Origin of the sequence: Streptomyces xanthochromogenes (genome assembly GCF_014650455.1) — a bacterium.
Classification (GTDB): Bacteria; Actinomycetota; Actinomycetes; order Streptomycetales; family Streptomycetaceae; genus Streptomyces; species Streptomyces xanthochromogenes.
The window spans coordinates 190,895-206,236 of the sequence record NZ_BMUZ01000011.1; the positions used below are offsets into that span (position 1 = coordinate 190,895).

Consider the following 15,342-nt stretch of genomic DNA (forward strand, 5'->3'; position numbering starts at 1 on the left):
GAGATTGGTCGTCGGATGCCGTTCGCACAAGACGAGCCCCGGACGTCACACTGGTCGCATGACCGCTCACGACTCCGGTGAACCGCCGCGCCCCGACGCCCCTCGGGGGCCGAACCGGCCCGACGACAACCCCCGGCCCGGGGCCGCCGGGCCTCCGTCCGCCTGGGACCAGCGGCAACCGCCGCCCGTCCAGCCCGGCTACGGGCAGGGGCAGTCGACGCCACGGGGGCAGGGCCCGGTCCCCGGAAACCCCTATGCCCAGCCGCACCCGGGTCCCCCCGGCGCCTTCGGGCCGCCTCAAGTGCCGCCGGGCCCAGCCGGGTTCGGGCCGCCCGGGCCCGGCCGCCCGAGCCGCTTCCGGGGCAGGCGTGGGTGGCTGGTCCTGGGCGGGTTGGCGGCGGCCCTCGTGATGGTGGGCGGCGCGGTGTTCTTCACCGGCGGGGCGCACGGGGACCGGGATCCGGTCGCCGGGCCCAGCGCCCCGCCCACCACGTCCGCCTCGCCCTCCGTCGACCAGGGCGACGGCAAGGGCACCGGCAGCGGCGGGGGCGACTACGACCCCAACGCCGGCATCCGGGCGGGCGAGGCCCGGGTCTGGCTGAACGACAACGAGACCCCGCTCACCCAGGACGGCGCCTGGCAGTACGGCCCGTGGCGGGTCGGTGACGTGATGGTCAAGGCGATGTACAAGGAGGTCACCGGCTACGGGGAGGCCGACGGCAAGGAGCGCTGGAAGGTCGCCTTCGGCACTCCGCTGTGCGGGGTGCCAAGGACGCCCTCCGCGCAGAACAAGCTGGTCGTCGGGCTCCTTGACAGCAACGCCAAGGGCGCCCACTGCAAGCTGCTCCAGCAAGTCGACCTCGCCACCGGCAAAGCGGGCTGGAAAGCGGTCAGGACCGAGGACCGCCCCGACGACTCCTCTCTCACCCTCAACATGGCCATCTCCGGCGACACCGTGGCGCTCGCCTGGCCGGGGGGCGCGACCGGCTTCTCGGTGACCGACGGGCACAAGCTGTACGACCTGCGGCGCAGCGGCGGATGCAGTCCCCAGGGATTCGCCGGCGGCGCCCGGCTGATCAGCGTGGCGTTCTGCTTCGACGGGACCGGCGTCAAGGACCAGCCGGGCGATCTGCTCCAGGAACTCGACCCGGCGACCGGCAGGGCCAAGTGGAGCTACCCATACGAGAAGGGCTGGCGCGTCGGCCAGGTGCTCTCGGTGGATCCACTCGTGGTGACGGCGCTGCCGCAGGAGGGCAAGAGCTGGAAGATCCTCGCCTTCACCGCGGACGGCAGGCTCCGCTCCCGCACCGAGCCGAAGTTCAAGACCCCCGGGGTGTGCAGCGGTTTCGGGCAGAGCGTCGACCGGCTCCAGGACTGTTACAGCGCGGTGGCGGACGCCCGGACGCTGTACGTCGGGGGCGACGGCACGCAGACGGACGGGACTGCGAACGCCGAGGGAACCCAGGTCGTCGCCGTCGACCTCGACACCGGCAGGGAGAAGTGGCGCGCGAGCCCGTCCGTGCCGCGCACGGTGCGCCCGCTCGCCGTCGAGGAGGGCAAGGTGGTGGTGTACCTGGAGGCCGGGCCCCGGATGGGGGCGGCGGTCGCCGCCCTCGCCCCCACGGGCGGGACCCCGCAAGTGCTGGTGCAGAGCCCCCAGGCCGCCGCCGACGCCCAGCGCTCCTTCTTCTCGGCGCGCCTGGCCTGGTCGGGCGGGCGGCTGTTCCTGCTCAACAACCGGGTGGAGACCTCCAGGCCGAATCTGAGGTCGCACGCCGCGCTGTCCTTCGGCAGGTGACGCCGCCCCGGCCGGCGGGCGATGCCCCCGACGGTCCGCCGGGAGGGGGCGTCGCCCGCGGGTGGGTCAGCGGCGCGCAGCCACGGCCGCGGCCGGGTCCTGGGTGCGCGGCAGGGGTACCGGAGGGGCGAGTGGCTTGCCCGAACGCGCTCCCGTGCTCGTTCCGCACAGCGCCTGGAGGTAGAAGGCGTCGAACGCCCCGTCGATCGGGTGCGGCTCCAACGTCCCGCCGGGGGAAATTTTCTGATACTTCATCAGGTTGTGGGCGAAGGACATCTGGCGCGTGCCGTCCGCGCTGGACAGGACTGCGGTACCGGCCCCGAACACCGCCCCGTCATGGCCCCAGACCCGCCCGCACGGCAGGTCCAGGGCGTAGATCCCGAGGCCGTACCGCATCGCGGTGCCGCCCTGCTCGCCGGGGACCGGCACCGTGGTCTGCATCTGGTGCAGCTGTGCGGCGGGCAGGAGCCGGCCGCGCAGCAGCTTGCGGTAGAAGTCGTTGAGGTCGCTGGTCGTGGAGACGAGCGCGGCCGCCGTACCGGCCCACGACATGTCGTGCACGCTGTAGTCCCGCGGCGGGTCGACGAGTCCGTAGTACGACTCGTACATCTTCGGGTGCGGCCCCAGGACATGGGCCGAGCGCGGGAAGTAGGTGTCGCGCAGCCCGGCCTTCCTGATGACGTGGCGGGTGATGTAGGCCTCGGGGTCCTCGCCCGTGATCTTCTGGAGCAGCATCCCGGCGATGATGTAGTTGGTGTTGGAGTACGACCACTTCTCGCCGGGCCTGCCGGTGGGCGCCGCTCCGAGGCCGATACGGACCAGCTTCCCGGGCCCGATGTGGCGGAACCGGTGGTCGTCCAGGCTCTTGGCCGAGTTCCGCGCGAGGGAGGGGAAGGCGCCCAGGACGTAGTCCCCGATGCCGCTGGTGTGGTCGAGAAGCATCCGTACCGTGATCGCCTGTCCGCGCTCGCCGGGCACGGTCTCCGGCAGATAGCGGCCGATCGGGGCGTCCAGGTCGATGCGGTCCTCGGCGACCTGCTGGAGCACGGCGACCGCGGTGAACGCCTTGGTCACGCTGCCCACGCGGTGCTGGAGCCGGGGTCGCATCGGCCGCCCGGTGTCCACGTCGGCGACACCGGTGGCGCCCAGCCACTCCTGCCCACCGTCCCGGACCGATGCCGTGACTCCGTACATGCCCGCCGCGCGGACCGCGTCGAGGGAGGCGGCCAGCGCCTCGCGGTCCAGGCCGTCCGGGGCCGCGGCGACGGCCACCGGTGACGGGGCGGACGCGGCCCGGGCCGGGACGGCGGCCGCCGGCAGGGCCATCACCAGTGCGGCGGTGATCGCGGCGAGGCGTGTGCGACGGCGGTCCGGGCGGGACAAGGACATGGGGTCTTCCCTTCGGCCCGCGAACGGGTGAGGCAGGCGAGCTGGACCCAACTCTCGCAAGGGGCCCGAGCCGGGCAAATCCTTCGCGGGCACGATGCTGTTCCCGCACGGGTGCATCGAACGGAGGAGCCGGTCTCCGCCACGTGATGCGCCGCGCCGTCGAGCAGGGCCGGGCGGGTCCCGGCCGCCGTGACGGGCCGGGCCGCCGCGCGAGGCCGCCGACCGAGGCCGCCGCGCGAGGCCTTCGTCGGGGCGTCGGAGGCGGTCCGGCCCGGCCCGGCGCGGTGTCACCTCCGGGAGGTGTTCCGCATGCGTCGGCGTGGTACCGGTGACAGTGTCGAAACGCCGGGGTCCACCCGGCGTCCGCGGCCGGGCGGCCGGGGGCAGTCCGAGACGGCAGAGGAGCCACCAGTGCGTCATCGCATCGTTGCCGAGAAACTCCCCGACGGCGACACCCTCAAGGAATGGCACATGGTCCGCGGCGACGAGCAACTGACCATGTGCGGACGCGAGTTGGACCCGGGTGCGGACGAACAGTCCGACGACGCCTGGGGGACGGAGACGGCCCACCCCTTCTGTCACACCTGCGGCGCGCTGTACCTGCGCGAAACCCCGTAGCCGGGCCACACGGCGGGCGGAGGAGCCACCCGCCCGCCGCCGCCCGAAGTGGACCGGGACAAAGGCGAGTTGACGGACCACCAACCCGAAACCGCATCCCCCCTTCCCGTCCCCGGCTCCGTATCGTGGAGTCCCGCCGCCGAGAGGGGACATCACATGACCGAGCCCGCCCGCGCACCCGAGATCCGTACCACCGCCGGTTGCGTCCGCGGACGGATGGCGGACGGCATGGCCGTCTTCCGCGGCATTCCGTTCGCCCAGCCGCCCGTCGGCCCCCTGCACCTGGCCCCGCCGGCACCCGCCCTGCCGTGGGAGGGCGTGCGTGAAGCGGTCTCGTTCGGGCCCACTCCCCCGCAGTCCCTCGGACTCGGGTTCGGCAACGGGCCCGAAGACGCTGACGACTCGGACGAGTGGCTGACGGTGAACGTGTGGTCCCCCGACCCGGCCGCGACGGCCCGACTGCCGGTCATGGTGTGGATCTACGGCGGGGCCTACCTGGTCGGCTCCTCCGAGGGCCCCACGTACGACGGCGCCGCGCTGGCCCGCCGGGGTGCGGTCGTCGTGACGTTCAACCACCGGATCGGCGCGGAGGGGTACGGCCACTTCGAGGGTGCGGTGCCCAACCGGGCCCTCCTCGACCAGGTCGCCGCGCTCGAATGGGTACGCGACAACATCGCGGGGTTCGGCGGCGACCCGCACCGGGTGACCGTCTTCGGCGAATCGGCGGGCGCCGGGGCGATCGCCGCGCTGCTCGCGATGCCGAGAGCCGCCGGCCTGTTCTGCCGGGCGGTGGCCCAGAGCGTGCCCGGGTCGGTCTTCAGCCCGGCGCTCGCCGCGGACGTCGGCGCGAGCGTGGCCGCGGAGCTCGGTCTGCCCGCGACCCTGGACGCGCTGGCCCCGGTCGCACCCAAGGCACTGCGGGACGCGGCGGACGCCGTGCTCGGCGGGATCAACGGGCGCGCGGCGCGCTGGGGCCGGATCGCCCACGCCCATCTGCCGTTCTCTCCGGTGGCCGACGGCGAGGTGCTGCCCGGCTCCCCCTGGGAGGTGCTGCGCGACGGCCGGAGCCGGGACGTGGAGCTGATGGTGGGTCACAACCGGGACGAGGCACAGCTGTTCACGGTCATGTCGGGACGTGCCGGAAGGATCACGCGGGAGGAGGCCGACACCACGCTGTCGCGCTTCGCGCCCGGGGCCGGGGGCGCGGCGGCCTACCGGGCGGCCCACCCGGACGCGGACCCGACCACGCTCCAGACCCTGGTCATGTCGGACTGGCTGTTCCGGATGCCCAGCCTGCACCTGGCCGAGGCCCATGTGGCGGGCGGCGGCACCGCGTATCTCTACGAACTGGCCTGGCCGGCGCCCGCGTTCGGCGGTGCGCTCGGCGCCTGCCACGGCCTGGACGTGCCGCTGGTGTTCGGCAACCTGCTCGGCGGGATCGCCACCCTGGCGCTCGGCGAGGAGCCGCCCGCCCAGGCGTGGGCGGTCTCGGACGCGATGGGCCGGGCGTGGACCGCGTTCGCGGCCCACGGCGATCCCGGCTGGGCGCCCTTGGGCACCGGCGAACGGCTGACCCGGGTGTTCGCCGCCGAACCGAACACCGTGCCGTACCCAGAGGAGCCCTCACGTCGCATCTGGGCCGAACACGACTTCGCCGCACTGGAGTTGAGCACGGAAACGGACTCCGTGGCCGCCTCCTGAGAGCGGCCCGCCGGGGGGCGCGCCGCATCCGCCGGGTGCGGCCGGGCGCGGGGGGTTGCGGGGAGTATGTCCGGTGCACGCCGGGTACACGCGTCCGGCAGGTGCGGTTTCGGCTCCCGGCGGCAGGAGACAGCTCATGAGCAATGCGGTGCAGGGCCCCGGGCCGGGGCCACGGACGATCACCACCTCCGTGCCGGCCAGACTGGACCGGCTCCCCTGGTCACGCTGGCACTGGATGATCGTGATCGGCCTGGGCACCGTGTGGATCCTGGACGGTCTCGAGGTCACCGTCGTCGGCAACATCGCGAGCCGGCTCTCGGAGCCCGGCAGCGGGCTCGCCATCAGCGACTCCCAGGTCACCGGCCTGGGCGCCGCGTTGTATGTGGCCGGTGCCTGTGCGGGCGCCCTGTTCTTCGGCTGGCTGACCGACCGGTTCGGGCGCAAGAAGCTGTTCCTGGTCACGCTCGCGGTCTATCTCGCCGCGACCGCGATGACCGCACTGTCCTTCACCGCGTGGTGGTTCTTCCTGTTCCGCTTCCTCACCGGCTTCGGCATCGGTGGCGAGTACGCGGCCATCAACTCGGCGATCGACGAGCTGATCCCCAGCAAATACCGCGGCCGGGTGGACCTCATCATCAACGGCAGCTACTGGCTGGGCGCGATGGGCGGGGCACTGCTCTCGGTGCTCGCCCTCAACACCGACCTGCTGCCCAAGGACATCGGGTGGCGCCTCACCTTCGCACTCGGCGTGGTGCTCGGCCTGGTGATCCTGCTGGTCCGCCGGCACGTGCCGGAGAGCCCGCGCTGGATGTTCATCCACGGCAAGGAGGAGGGCGCGGAGAAACTGCTCGACGACGTGGAGCACAGCGTGGAGGAGGAGACCGGCGAGCGGCTGCCCGAGCCGGGCAGCTCCATCACCATCGAGCAGCGTACGAGCGTGGGCTTCCTGGAGATCGCCCGGACGCTTTTCAAGTCCTACCCCAAGCGGGCCGTGCTCGGGTTCTCCCTGTTCATCGGACAGGCGTTCCTGTACAACGCGATCACGTTCGGATTCAGCTCGATCCTGGTGAAGTTCTTCGACGTCCCGAGCGGCACGACGGGTTATTTCTTCGCCGTCATCGCCTTCGGCAACTTCCTCGGTCCGCTGCTGCTCGGGAAGCTGTTCGACACCGTGGGCCGACGGAAGATGATCGCCGGGACGTATGTGCTGTCGGGTCTGCTGCTCTTCGTCACCGCCTGGTTCTTCGCCCAGGGGTGGCTCAACTCGACCACGATGACGGCCTGTTGGTGCGTGGTGCTGTTCTTCGCGTCGGCGGGCGCCAGCTCCGCCTACCTCACGGTGAGCGAGATCTTCCCGATGGAGACGCGCGCGATGGCGATCGCCCTCTTCTACGCCATCGGGACCGCCGCGGGCGGCATCTCGGGCCCGCTGGTGTTCTCCGCGCTGACCTCCAGCGGGGTGGTGAGTGATGCCGTGATCGCCTTCAGCATCGGGGCGGCCCTGATGACGGCGGCGGGAGTGGTGGCCGCCTTCCTGGCGATCGACGCCGAGGGCAAGTCCCTGGAGGACATCGCCGCGCCGCTGTCGGCGCGGGTCGCAGCGGCGGGCGAGGGCACGACGCCGCCGGGGGCACCGGCGACGTAGGACGGCCCTGCCTCGCAGGAGGCGGGGCGCATTTCGGCGGGCGGAGGGCGTGAGCCCCCGCCCGCTTTCGCATGCCCGCGTGCGGCCCCTGGGCCGCGCAGCGCCCGCCCACCGCAAGCGGCAGCATCACGTCATTGCGTCGATCCCTCACGGGCGTTACAGTCTCTAACTAACGGCACTGCACATAACACCGCCGGGCGCGACCGCGCCCCGGCCGGGAGGGGATTCGTCATGGCACACACCGAAACCAACCTTCACGTGGTCCTCGGATCGGGTCCGGCGGGCACCGCCCTCGCCACCGAGCTCGCCCGCCGCGGGCACCCGGTCCGGCTCGTCGACCGGTCCGGAACGGGCGCCGCGACGGCGGGAGTCGACCGCGTGCGGGGCGACGTATCGACGCCCGAGGGGGCCGCCGCCGCCATCCGCGGCGCCGGCGTCGTCTACCACTGCGTGAACGTCGCCTATCAGCTCCAGGTCGAGGTCATGCCCCGGGTCCAGCGGGCCGTACTGGGCGCCGTGGAGGCGGAGGGCGCGCGCCTGGTCGTGCTCGACACCCTCTACCCGTACGGCGAGACGCACGGCGAGGTGATGACCGAGGACACGCCCTGGCGGGCGACCACCGACAAGGGCCGGATGCGTGCCGAGCTCGACGAGATCTATCTGACCGCGCACCGCGAGGAGCGCGCGTCGGTCGTGCTCGGCCGGTCCGCCGACTTCGTCGGCCCCGGGGTCCTCAACTCGACGCTCGGCGCGGCGGTCTTCCCCGGCGCGCTGACGGGAGGCGAGGTCCTGACCCTGGGCGACATCGATCTGCCGCACAGCTACACCGACATCCGCGCGGTCGCGGCCGGGCTCGCCACGCTCGGCGAGAGCCCGCACGGGGACGGCCGCGTCTGGCACCTCCCGACGGCGCCGGCCCGCACCACCCGCGAGGTCCTCGCCATGATCGAGGACCGGGTGGGCCGCGCGCTGAAGGTCGTCACGCTGGACGCGCCCCGCCCCTTCGGCCCGTTCGACGAGGTCTTCATGGGCGCGTACGCCGAGATGTTCTACCAGCACACCGAGCCGCAGATCATGGACTCGGGCGCCTTCGAGGCCGCGTTCCGCACGGCACCGGTCGCGCTCGGCGACACCCTCGATGCCACGCTCGCCTGGTACCGCGGCCTGCTGGCCGGGCAGGCCTGACCGCGGCCCGCGGAGAACTACTCGATGACGATCTCGAACGGGATGTTGCCCCGGGTGGCCTTGGAGTAGGGGCAGGCGGCGTGGGTCAGTTCGACGAGCTTCTCGCCGCTCTCGCCCTCCAGGTGCCCGGGCAGCTCGACGCGCATGACGACGCCGATGCCGAAGCCGCCGTCGGCCGGGTCCTTGCCGATGCCGACCTCGGCGGTCACCGAGACGTCCTTGACGTCGAGCTTCAGCTGGCGAGCCACCGAGCCCATGGCGCTGGCGAAGCAGGCCGCGTACCCGGCGGCGAAGAGCTGTTCGGGGTTGGTCCCCTGGCCGTTGCCCCCGAGGGCCGGCGGGAAGGCGAGCGGCAGGTCGAGCCGGCCGTCGGAGCTGACCGTGCGGCCCTCGCGGCCGTTGGCGGTCGCCACTGCGGTGTAGAGCGCGTCCATGGGATCGGTTCCTCTCGTGTCCGTCGATGCGGAGGCGGTTCTGCCTCGCACCGGGAAGCCTCGGCTGCCCGAGACCAACTGAAGCACACAATTAAGTTGTGCACAACTAAATGGTGCGGTGTTAGCCTGGGCGCATGGTGACCACGCCCCCTGCCCGCACGCACGACGAGGACTATCTGCGGCTCGACCTCCAGCTCTGCTTTTCGCTGCACGCGGCCTCACGCGCCTTCAACGGCGTCTACCGCACGCTCCTGAAGGACCTCGGTCTGACGTATCCGCAATACCTCGTGATGCTGACGCTCTGGGAGCACGGCGAGCTGCCGGTCAAGAGCATCGGCGAGAAGCTGCGGCTGGACTCGGGAACGCTGTCGCCGCTGCTCAAGCGGCTGGAGTCGGCGGGCTTCGTCGAGCGGCACCGCAGCAGGGCGGACGAGCGGTCCGTCACCATCCGGCTCACCGGGCAGGGCACGGACCTGCGGGAGCGCGCGCGGGTGGTGCCGCAGCACATCGCACGGGCCGTCAACCTCCCCCCGGAGGACTTCCACACCCTGCGCACCCTGCTGGCCACACTGACCGAGGGCCTCGACGCCGCGGCGGCGGCCCACCCATAGCCCGGCCCAAACTCATGTGCGCGCCCCACACGGTTCGGCCCGGCCGGGCGGGACGACCGGGTCGTGCGGGAGCGTCACGAGCGGTGGCTCGCCTCCTGGCGGCGTACGGCGTGACCCGAGGGTGCGGGGTGAGGGGGCCCCGCGCCGGTCCGCCGCTCGTGCGGTAGGACTTGGTGGTGGCGCGCGGGACACCCGAACCAGCACAGGAGACAGCACATGGCACGTCCGGTCACCATCGTCACAGGCGGCAGCCGGGGCATCGGAGCGGCGACCTGCGCCCGCCTCGCCGCCGACGGGCACGACCTGGTCCTCGGGTACGTCAGCAACGAACGGGCCGCGCGGGAAGCGGCCGAGGCGGTGCTCGCCGCGGGGGTCCGTTGCGTCACGGTGCGGGCCGACACCTCCCAGGAGGCGGACGTGGAGCGGCTGTTCGACACCGCGGCGGCGGAACTGGGGCCGGTGACCGGCCTGGTCAACAACGCCGGTGTCACGGGCCCCCTCACCCGTCTCGCCGACGCCCGCACCGAGGACCTGCGCCGGGTTCTGGACGTGAACCTGCTCGGCTATCTGCTCTGCTGTCGTCGCGCCGCCCGCGACATGGCCGCCTCGGGTGGCGGCGCCATCGTCAACATCTCCTCCGCCGCCGCCACGCTCGGCAGCCCCGGCGACTACGTCCACTACGCGGCGTCCAAGGCGGCCACCGACACGCTGACGATCGGCCTGTCCAAGGAGCTCGGCCAGGATCGCATCCGGGTCAACGCGGTCTCGCCCGGCCTGATCGACACCGACATGCACGCCACGATGGGCGACCCCGGGCGCCCGGCCAGGATGGCCGACAGCATCCCGCTCGGCCGTCCCGGCCGGGCGTCCGAGATCGCGGCGGCCGTCTCCTGGCTCCTGTCGCCCGACGCCTCGTACACCACCGGCGCGGTCCTGCGGGTCTCCGGCGGCCGGTGAACCGGCCTGTCGGCACAGCGAAGTGAGGGGGCGTCAGATGAGCAGTACGGCTGCGCCGTTCGAGGCGGCCACGGGGGACGGGCCCGTCGCACGGGGTGGCGAGCGCGCGGCCGCCGTGCGCACCGCCTTCGACGGCCTGGTGAACATCCGCCGGGTCATGGGAAGTTCGGGCCCCGCCGAGTGGGAGCGGCTCCGGCCGGTGCGGGCCGTCGCGCTGGCCCTGGAGGCGGCGGGCATCGAGGCCTCCGGCGTCGATGCCGAGGGCACGCGGTGCGCCACGGGTTACCGGGTCGGCGCCGGGAACGACTCCCGGTCGGTACGCGTCGAGTGGCTGGGCCCGCCCGGCAGCGGCGCCGAGTACACGGCCAACGAGGCGCTGCGGCGGTGCGCCGAAGCACTGCGGGCGCTGGGCTGGGTGGCGCTGGAGTACCGCGGGCCGCGCCGGCACCACTACCTGGAAGTCGAACCACCGGGGTGATCCACCACCGGTTCGCACGTCACCCCGGCTGCCGCTAGAGTGCGATGCTTGTTCGATTGTCCAGGGGTGTGGGGGAAAGCGGCATGAGCGCGCAACTACGGGAGACAGCAGGCGAGTTGGCCGAGCTGTTGTGGCGGGAGCACACGCTGTACCGCGAGCGTTCGGGCACCGTGGTCATCCGGGGCTCCCATGTCGAACGCTGGATCAGCCTCTCCCCCACCGGTGGCAGGGACCAGGTGCTGATCCGGGCCGGCCGGATCCTGGACGGCGGCACCACCGCCCCGGCCCGATCGGAGACGGTGGCCAGTCTCGCCGTCGACAGGGCCGAACTCGCCGCCGTCTGCCGGAGGTTGCTCGCGGAGACCGCCACGGGGCCCGCACCCCGTGGCGCCGCGCGAGCGCCGAAGTCCGGGAGACCACGGAAGGCGAGGACGGGACGGACGGCAAGGCCGGCGCGCGGGAATCGGCACACCGGCCTCACCTCCTGGCTCGTCATCCTCGCCGTGCTCGGCCTCGTCGCCCTGTACGTCCGCAATCTGACCGTGGGGTTGTAGCGACCGGCCATCCCGGGAACGAGCGGCCGGGCACGTTCACACCGCCTCCGCCTCGATGATCGACGGCAGCGACGGAGTGGGAAGCACACGGTTCGGACGGAAGCCGGACCGGGTCAGCAGGCTCTCGAACTCCGCGGCCGTGCGCTCCCTGCCCTTCAGCACCATCAGCATGATCATGTCCAGTTCGACGGCGGGGTGCGGGTCGCCGTTGTCGGGCAGGACCGCGTCCACCACGAGGAGCCGCGTGCCGGGGGCGGCGGCCCCGCGGATGGCTCCCAGGATGCGCAGGCAGTCCTCGTCGTCCCAGTCGTGCAGGATGTTCTTGAGCAGATAGAGGTCTCCCCCGGCCGGGACCTCCGAGAAGAAGTCGCCCCCCACGACACTCCAGCGCCCGGTCAGCTCCGCGGTGTCGAGGAGGTGGTCGGACACGGTGTCCGGGCGGTCGAACAGCACGCCGTTCAGGCCGGGTTCGCGGCTCAGCACCGCGTGCAGGAAGCCGCCCCGGCCGCCGCCGACATCGACGACGGTCCCGCCGTCGGGAAACGCGTAGCTGTCCGCGACGAGCTCCACGACCCGGCCGGACAGCGAGGCCATCCCGGCGTCGAAGAGGTCACGCGCGTCGGGGGTGGCCGCCAGGTGCTCGAAGAACGGGCGCCCGTAGGCGACTTCGAACGGGGTCTCCCCCGTGCGCAGGATGTCGGTGATGCCGTAGGAGGCGCGGCGGAGCATCTCGTCGGTGATGAACAGGGCCGCCGCGTGCTGCGATCCGGGGACGTCCGAACGCAGCGGACGCCCCGCCTCGGTGAGGCCGAAGGCGCCCTTCTCGTCCTGGCTGAAAAGACCGTGCATCGCGAGCAGCCGCAGGACGCGCCGCAGGGAATCCGCGTGCAGTCCGGAGTCCTGGGCGAGCTCCTCGACGGTACGGGGGCCGTCGGCGAGGCGGTCCGCGATGCGGTGCACCGCCACGGCCCGTACCGCGGCCGAATAGATGTGTCCGTACAACAGCCCGTTGAGGGGCGAGGGGCCGGTGGAGCCGGTGGGGTGCAGGGGGTGGTCCGAGCTGGTCGCCAACGGTCGCTCCTGTCGTCACGCGAGGTGGCCTCTGTCACGCCAGAGGTCTGCCGTCCCATGGTCGCAGCGCGTGCCGCGTCCGGGTGCGGGTTTCGGCCGGGCGCACGGGCCGTCTGGCCGCCTTCCGGTCGCGCACCTTCCGGGGGGGGCGCTCCGGCGTCCGGCGCGGTCCACCGCCGGCGTCCACCTGCTAGAAAGGGCCTTCCGACTTCCGCGCGAACCACAGGGACGGCGCCATGCCCACCGAAGTACTGAACCGGCTCGGCGCCGGCAAGTACCTGCTCGTCACGACGTACAAGAAGGACGGCACGGGCGTCGCCACCCCGGTGTGGGTGGTCCGGGACGGCGACGCCCTGGTGATCTGGACGGTCGCCGACTCCTGGAAGGTCAAGCGCATCCGCAACCGGTCCGATGTGCTGGTCGGCCCCTGCGACGTGCGCGGCAATCCGACGGGTGAGCCGCATCCCGCGACCGCGGTGATCGGCGACCCGGCGGCCGCCGAGGCCGCCCGGGCGCTGCTGCGCCGCAAGTACGGCGTGATCGGACGGCTCACCCTGCTCGGCAGCCGGCTGCGGCGCGGCGCGACGGGCACGGTGGCCGTCCGGATCACCCTCGACGACTGACGGGCCTAGGGGCCCGAGACCAGGTCGGCCACGTTGCCGGCGGAGTTGGAGGGCCCTCCGCTGTTGTTGATGACGTGGTTGATGGTGCCGGTGCCGCCGAGGGAGACCGTCACCATGTCGTGGAAGCGGACTCCGGACGCGGCCGGCGCCTCGAAGGCCCGCTCGGCCACCACCGAGGGGTTGGAGCTGAAGTAGCAGTAGCTGCCGAGCCCCCACGCCTGGTGGCTGGTCACGCTGCTCGCCACCTTGTAGGCGTCGTAGCCGCGGGTCGAGCCGTTCATCCAGGACCCCTGGTCCGGCGGGTCGTAGGGCATCTCGTTCTGGAAGAAGTAGGTGCGGCCGCCGTTGCCGTTCCAGATGACCTGATGCTGCTGGTAGTGCTCGACGAACAGGCCGTACATCGTGACGTCGGTGCCGTTCACGACGAGCCCGTTGGCGGCGGTGTTGCTGGACCAGCCGACGCCGCTGCCGTGGTCGGCGCGCCACAGCCACATGTGGTCGCCGATGACGTCGGAGCTGTTGACGACGAGGCTCTGGGTCGCCTTGCCGACCCCGGCGCCGCCGATGCGGAAGAACACGTCGTGCAGGGAGGTCGGGTCGGCGGTGTGCCGGGCGCTCGCCCCGCTCTGGCCGACCCGCATCAGCGTCCCGGAGTTGGTGGTGCCCGCGTCGATGAGCAGACCGGCCACGTTCACGCCGTCGACGTCGGCCACGTTCATCGCGGTGATGCCGTTGTCGGGGATCAGCGTGGCGAGCCCGAGGCCGAGCACGACGGTGTCGGCCCGGTTCACGTTCAGGGTCTGGTCGAGGTGGTAGACGCCGGGTGTGAACAGCAGGTTCTTGCCCTGGGCGAGTGCCTGGTTGATGTCGGTGGCGGTGGCGCCCGGCTTCACGATGAAGAAGGTGTCGATGCCGAGCGAGCTGCCGGGCTGGTTGCCGCCCGACCAGGCCGTGCCCTGGGTGTTGGTCCGCAGGGCCGGTACGAACACCTTGTACGCGCCCGCGCCGTCCACGTACAGGAACGGCTTCTCGCGGGTCACGGGTGACTGCGCGACCGTGGTGTAGGGCGGGTTGGGGAAGGTGTTGGCGGGAGCGTTGACGTCGCCGACGAACACCATGTTCCAGTTGGAGCCGTTCCAGCTGCCCCACTGTGTGTTGCGCGAGAGCCACTGCTGCTGGGAGCCGGAGCGCACCTGTCCGTCGATCTTCGAGTCGGCGATGAAGCCGCCGCTCGACCAGCCGCCGTCGTCGAGCTGGAGGTCGCCCCGCACGTGCATCCGGCGGTAGGGGGCCGCCTGCGACACGGCCCAACGGTCGCTGCCACCAGTGGGGTTGACCGACAGGTTTTCCGCGGAGCGCCAGAAGTTCTGGGTGGCGTTGCCCTGGAACCAGTCGGCCTCGGCGTGCACGGCGCCGTTGATGGTGACGTCGTCCGGGGAGAGCCCGAGCCCGGCGACCTGGGTGTAGAAGCCCACGTTGGCGTCGGCGTTGTAGGTGCCGGGCTTGAAGAGCAGGGCGAAGCGCTGCGCGCCGAACTGGTTCTTCTCCTGCTGGGCGAAGACCTGGTTGAGTCTGCCCTGGATGGCGGAGGCGGACATCGACGGGTCGAAGACGGAGACGTTGGGCCCGAAGTCCGGTGTGCCCGAAGGTGGTTGGGGTCCGTTCGCGGAGTCCAGGGCGAAGGACTGGGCCGCGCTCCCGTTGCATGCGTACTGCTGCAGGCGGGCGCCGTCGGCGGTCGAGGCACTCGGCACGTCGAGGCACTTGCCGCTGTTGCGGTTCACGAAGTGGTAGGCGCCGCCCGCCTCTTGGACCGGCAGCCACTGCTGGTTGGCTCCGCCGCCGTACGTCCACAGCTGGATCGGCGCCGAGTCGGCGGTCGACACGTCGGTGACGTCCCAGGCCTTGCTCGCGTCGTTCCGGTTGTTGACGCGGACATAGCCGTCACCGGCCGCCTGGAACTGCCACTGCTGTGCGGCGCTCGCGTTGCAGGCGTACTGCTGGACCGCCGTGCCGTCGGCGGTGCCGGCCGCGGCCGCGTCCACGCACTTGCCGCTGTTCCTGGCGGCCACGGTGACCCAGCCGGACGGCAGGTCGGCGGCGTGCGCCGCGGGGGCGAGTGCGGTCGCCGACACCAGGGAGGCGAGCAGGGCGCCCAGGGCGAGCAGCGGGACGGTGGGGGTGGCGCGGCGCGGGACCCCGGGAGGAACCGGGGGCCGGGGTGATCCGGAAGTTCTCATACGTCTCTCCTGTACCGCGGGGTGCACGGAGTAAGTGG

14 protein-coding genes are annotated in these 15,342 nt (G+C 72.3%); 10 read left to right on the plus strand and 4 right to left on the minus strand.

The window, feature by feature from the left end; translation table 11 throughout:
* Positions 1-58 precede the first annotated feature (58 nt).
* Positions 59-1,798, plus strand: coding sequence for an outer membrane protein assembly factor BamB family protein (locus IE267_RS27385; RefSeq protein WP_189765059.1), 1,740 nt, complete (start codon positions 59-61; stop codon positions 1,796-1,798).
* A 66-nt stretch (positions 1,799-1,864) separates the two neighbouring features.
* On the opposite strand, the gene IE267_RS27390 is transcribed toward IE267_RS27385, so the two are convergent.
* On the minus strand, positions 1,865-3,187 hold the full coding sequence (locus IE267_RS27390) for a serine hydrolase domain-containing protein (protein WP_189765060.1): 1,323 nt from the start codon (positions 3,185-3,187) through the stop codon (positions 1,865-1,867).
* 411 nt (positions 3,188-3,598) lie between these two features.
* On the opposite strand from IE267_RS27390, the gene IE267_RS27395 reads away from it, so the two are divergent.
* The 4 genes from IE267_RS27395 (at position 3,599) to IE267_RS27410 (ending at position 8,336) form a co-directional block, all read left to right on the plus strand.
* Positions 3,599-3,805: a hypothetical protein gene (locus tag IE267_RS27395; RefSeq protein WP_161245873.1), complete on the plus strand. Its 207-nt coding sequence runs from the start codon at positions 3,599-3,601 to the stop codon at positions 3,803-3,805.
* 156 nt (positions 3,806-3,961) lie between these two features.
* Positions 3,962-5,506 carry a carboxylesterase/lipase family protein gene (locus tag IE267_RS27400; protein ID WP_189765061.1) on the plus strand — a complete coding sequence of 515 codons (1,545 nt, stop codon included), beginning with the start codon at positions 3,962-3,964 and terminating at the stop codon, positions 5,504-5,506.
* Positions 5,507-5,642: 136 nt separating this feature from the next.
* Entirely contained in the window at positions 5,643-7,151 is a 1,509-nt protein-coding gene (locus tag IE267_RS27405; protein WP_189765062.1) for an MFS transporter, read from the plus strand.
* Positions 7,152-7,382: 231 nt separating this feature from the next.
* Positions 7,383-8,336 carry an NAD-dependent epimerase/dehydratase family protein gene (locus IE267_RS27410; RefSeq protein ID WP_189765063.1) on the plus strand — a complete coding sequence of 318 codons (954 nt, stop codon included), beginning with the start codon at positions 7,383-7,385 and terminating at the stop codon, positions 8,334-8,336.
* A gap of 17 nt (positions 8,337-8,353) precedes the next feature.
* Here the strand turns inward: IE267_RS27410 and IE267_RS27415 are convergent, their stop codons facing one another.
* A complete protein-coding gene (locus IE267_RS27415; protein ID WP_167160132.1) occupies positions 8,354-8,770 on the minus strand; it encodes an organic hydroperoxide resistance protein in 417 nt (138 codons plus the stop codon).
* Positions 8,771-8,904: 134 nt separating this feature from the next.
* On the opposite strand from IE267_RS27415, the gene IE267_RS27420 reads away from it, so the two are divergent.
* The 4 genes from IE267_RS27420 to IE267_RS27435 all read left to right on the plus strand — a co-directional run bounded on the left by IE267_RS27420 (position 8,905) and on the right by IE267_RS27435 (position 11,370).
* Entirely contained in the window at positions 8,905-9,381 is a 477-nt protein-coding gene (locus IE267_RS27420) for a MarR family winged helix-turn-helix transcriptional regulator (RefSeq protein ID WP_167160130.1), read from the plus strand.
* A 216-nt stretch (positions 9,382-9,597) separates the two neighbouring features.
* A complete protein-coding gene (locus IE267_RS27425) occupies positions 9,598-10,338 on the plus strand; it encodes an SDR family oxidoreductase (protein ID WP_167160128.1) in 741 nt (246 codons plus the stop codon).
* Between the two features lie 37 nt (positions 10,339-10,375).
* Complete coding sequence (locus tag IE267_RS27430; protein ID WP_189765064.1) at positions 10,376-10,816, plus strand: hypothetical protein; 441 nt, start codon at positions 10,376-10,378, stop codon at positions 10,814-10,816.
* 83 nt (positions 10,817-10,899) lie between these two features.
* Positions 10,900-11,370 (plus strand): hypothetical protein, encoded by a 471-nt coding sequence (locus IE267_RS27435; protein ID WP_167160124.1) that lies wholly within the window; start codon positions 10,900-10,902, stop codon positions 11,368-11,370.
* A gap of 36 nt (positions 11,371-11,406) precedes the next feature.
* On the opposite strand, the gene IE267_RS27440 is transcribed toward IE267_RS27435, so the two are convergent.
* Positions 11,407-12,441 (minus strand): methyltransferase, encoded by a 1,035-nt coding sequence (locus IE267_RS27440; RefSeq protein ID WP_189765065.1) that lies wholly within the window; start codon positions 12,439-12,441, stop codon positions 11,407-11,409.
* A gap of 236 nt (positions 12,442-12,677) precedes the next feature.
* On the opposite strand from IE267_RS27440, the gene IE267_RS27445 reads away from it, so the two are divergent.
* Positions 12,678-13,064 (plus strand): PPOX class F420-dependent oxidoreductase, encoded by a 387-nt coding sequence (locus tag IE267_RS27445; protein WP_161245883.1) that lies wholly within the window; start codon positions 12,678-12,680, stop codon positions 13,062-13,064.
* 5 nt (positions 13,065-13,069) lie between these two features.
* Here the strand turns inward: IE267_RS27445 and IE267_RS27450 are convergent, their stop codons facing one another.
* A complete protein-coding gene (locus IE267_RS27450; RefSeq protein WP_189765066.1) occupies positions 13,070-15,304 on the minus strand; it encodes an RICIN domain-containing protein in 2,235 nt (744 codons plus the stop codon).
* Positions 15,305-15,342: the final 38 nt, after the last annotated feature.

Excerpts from the sequence above, each read along its gene's own strand:
- IE267_RS27385 (WP_189765059.1), top strand. The coding sequence starts at position 59 with ATGACCGCTCACGACTCCGGTGAACCGCCGCGCCCCGACGCCCCTCGG.
- IE267_RS27445 (WP_161245883.1), top strand. The coding sequence starts at position 12,678 with ATGCCCACCGAAGTACTGAACCGGCTCGGCGCCGGCAAGTACCTGCTC.
- IE267_RS27400 (WP_189765061.1), top strand. The coding sequence starts at position 3,962 with ATGACCGAGCCCGCCCGCGCACCCGAGATCCGTACCACCGCCGGTTGC.
- IE267_RS27430 (WP_189765064.1), top strand. The coding sequence starts at position 10,376 with ATGAGCAGTACGGCTGCGCCGTTCGAGGCGGCCACGGGGGACGGGCCC.
- IE267_RS27420 (WP_167160130.1), top strand. The coding sequence starts at position 8,905 with ATGGTGACCACGCCCCCTGCCCGCACGCACGACGAGGACTATCTGCGG.
- IE267_RS27450 (WP_189765066.1), bottom strand. The coding sequence starts at position 15,304 with ATGAGAACTTCCGGATCACCCCGGCCCCCGGTTCCTCCCGGGGTCCCG.
- IE267_RS27410 (WP_189765063.1), top strand. The coding sequence starts at position 7,383 with ATGGCACACACCGAAACCAACCTTCACGTGGTCCTCGGATCGGGTCCG.
- IE267_RS27435 (WP_167160124.1), top strand. The coding sequence starts at position 10,900 with ATGAGCGCGCAACTACGGGAGACAGCAGGCGAGTTGGCCGAGCTGTTG.
- IE267_RS27425 (WP_167160128.1), top strand. The coding sequence starts at position 9,598 with ATGGCACGTCCGGTCACCATCGTCACAGGCGGCAGCCGGGGCATCGGA.
- IE267_RS27405 (WP_189765062.1), top strand. The coding sequence starts at position 5,643 with ATGAGCAATGCGGTGCAGGGCCCCGGGCCGGGGCCACGGACGATCACC.
- IE267_RS27415 (WP_167160132.1), bottom strand. The coding sequence starts at position 8,770 with ATGGACGCGCTCTACACCGCAGTGGCGACCGCCAACGGCCGCGAGGGC.
- IE267_RS27390 (WP_189765060.1), bottom strand. The coding sequence starts at position 3,187 with ATGTCCTTGTCCCGCCCGGACCGCCGTCGCACACGCCTCGCCGCGATC.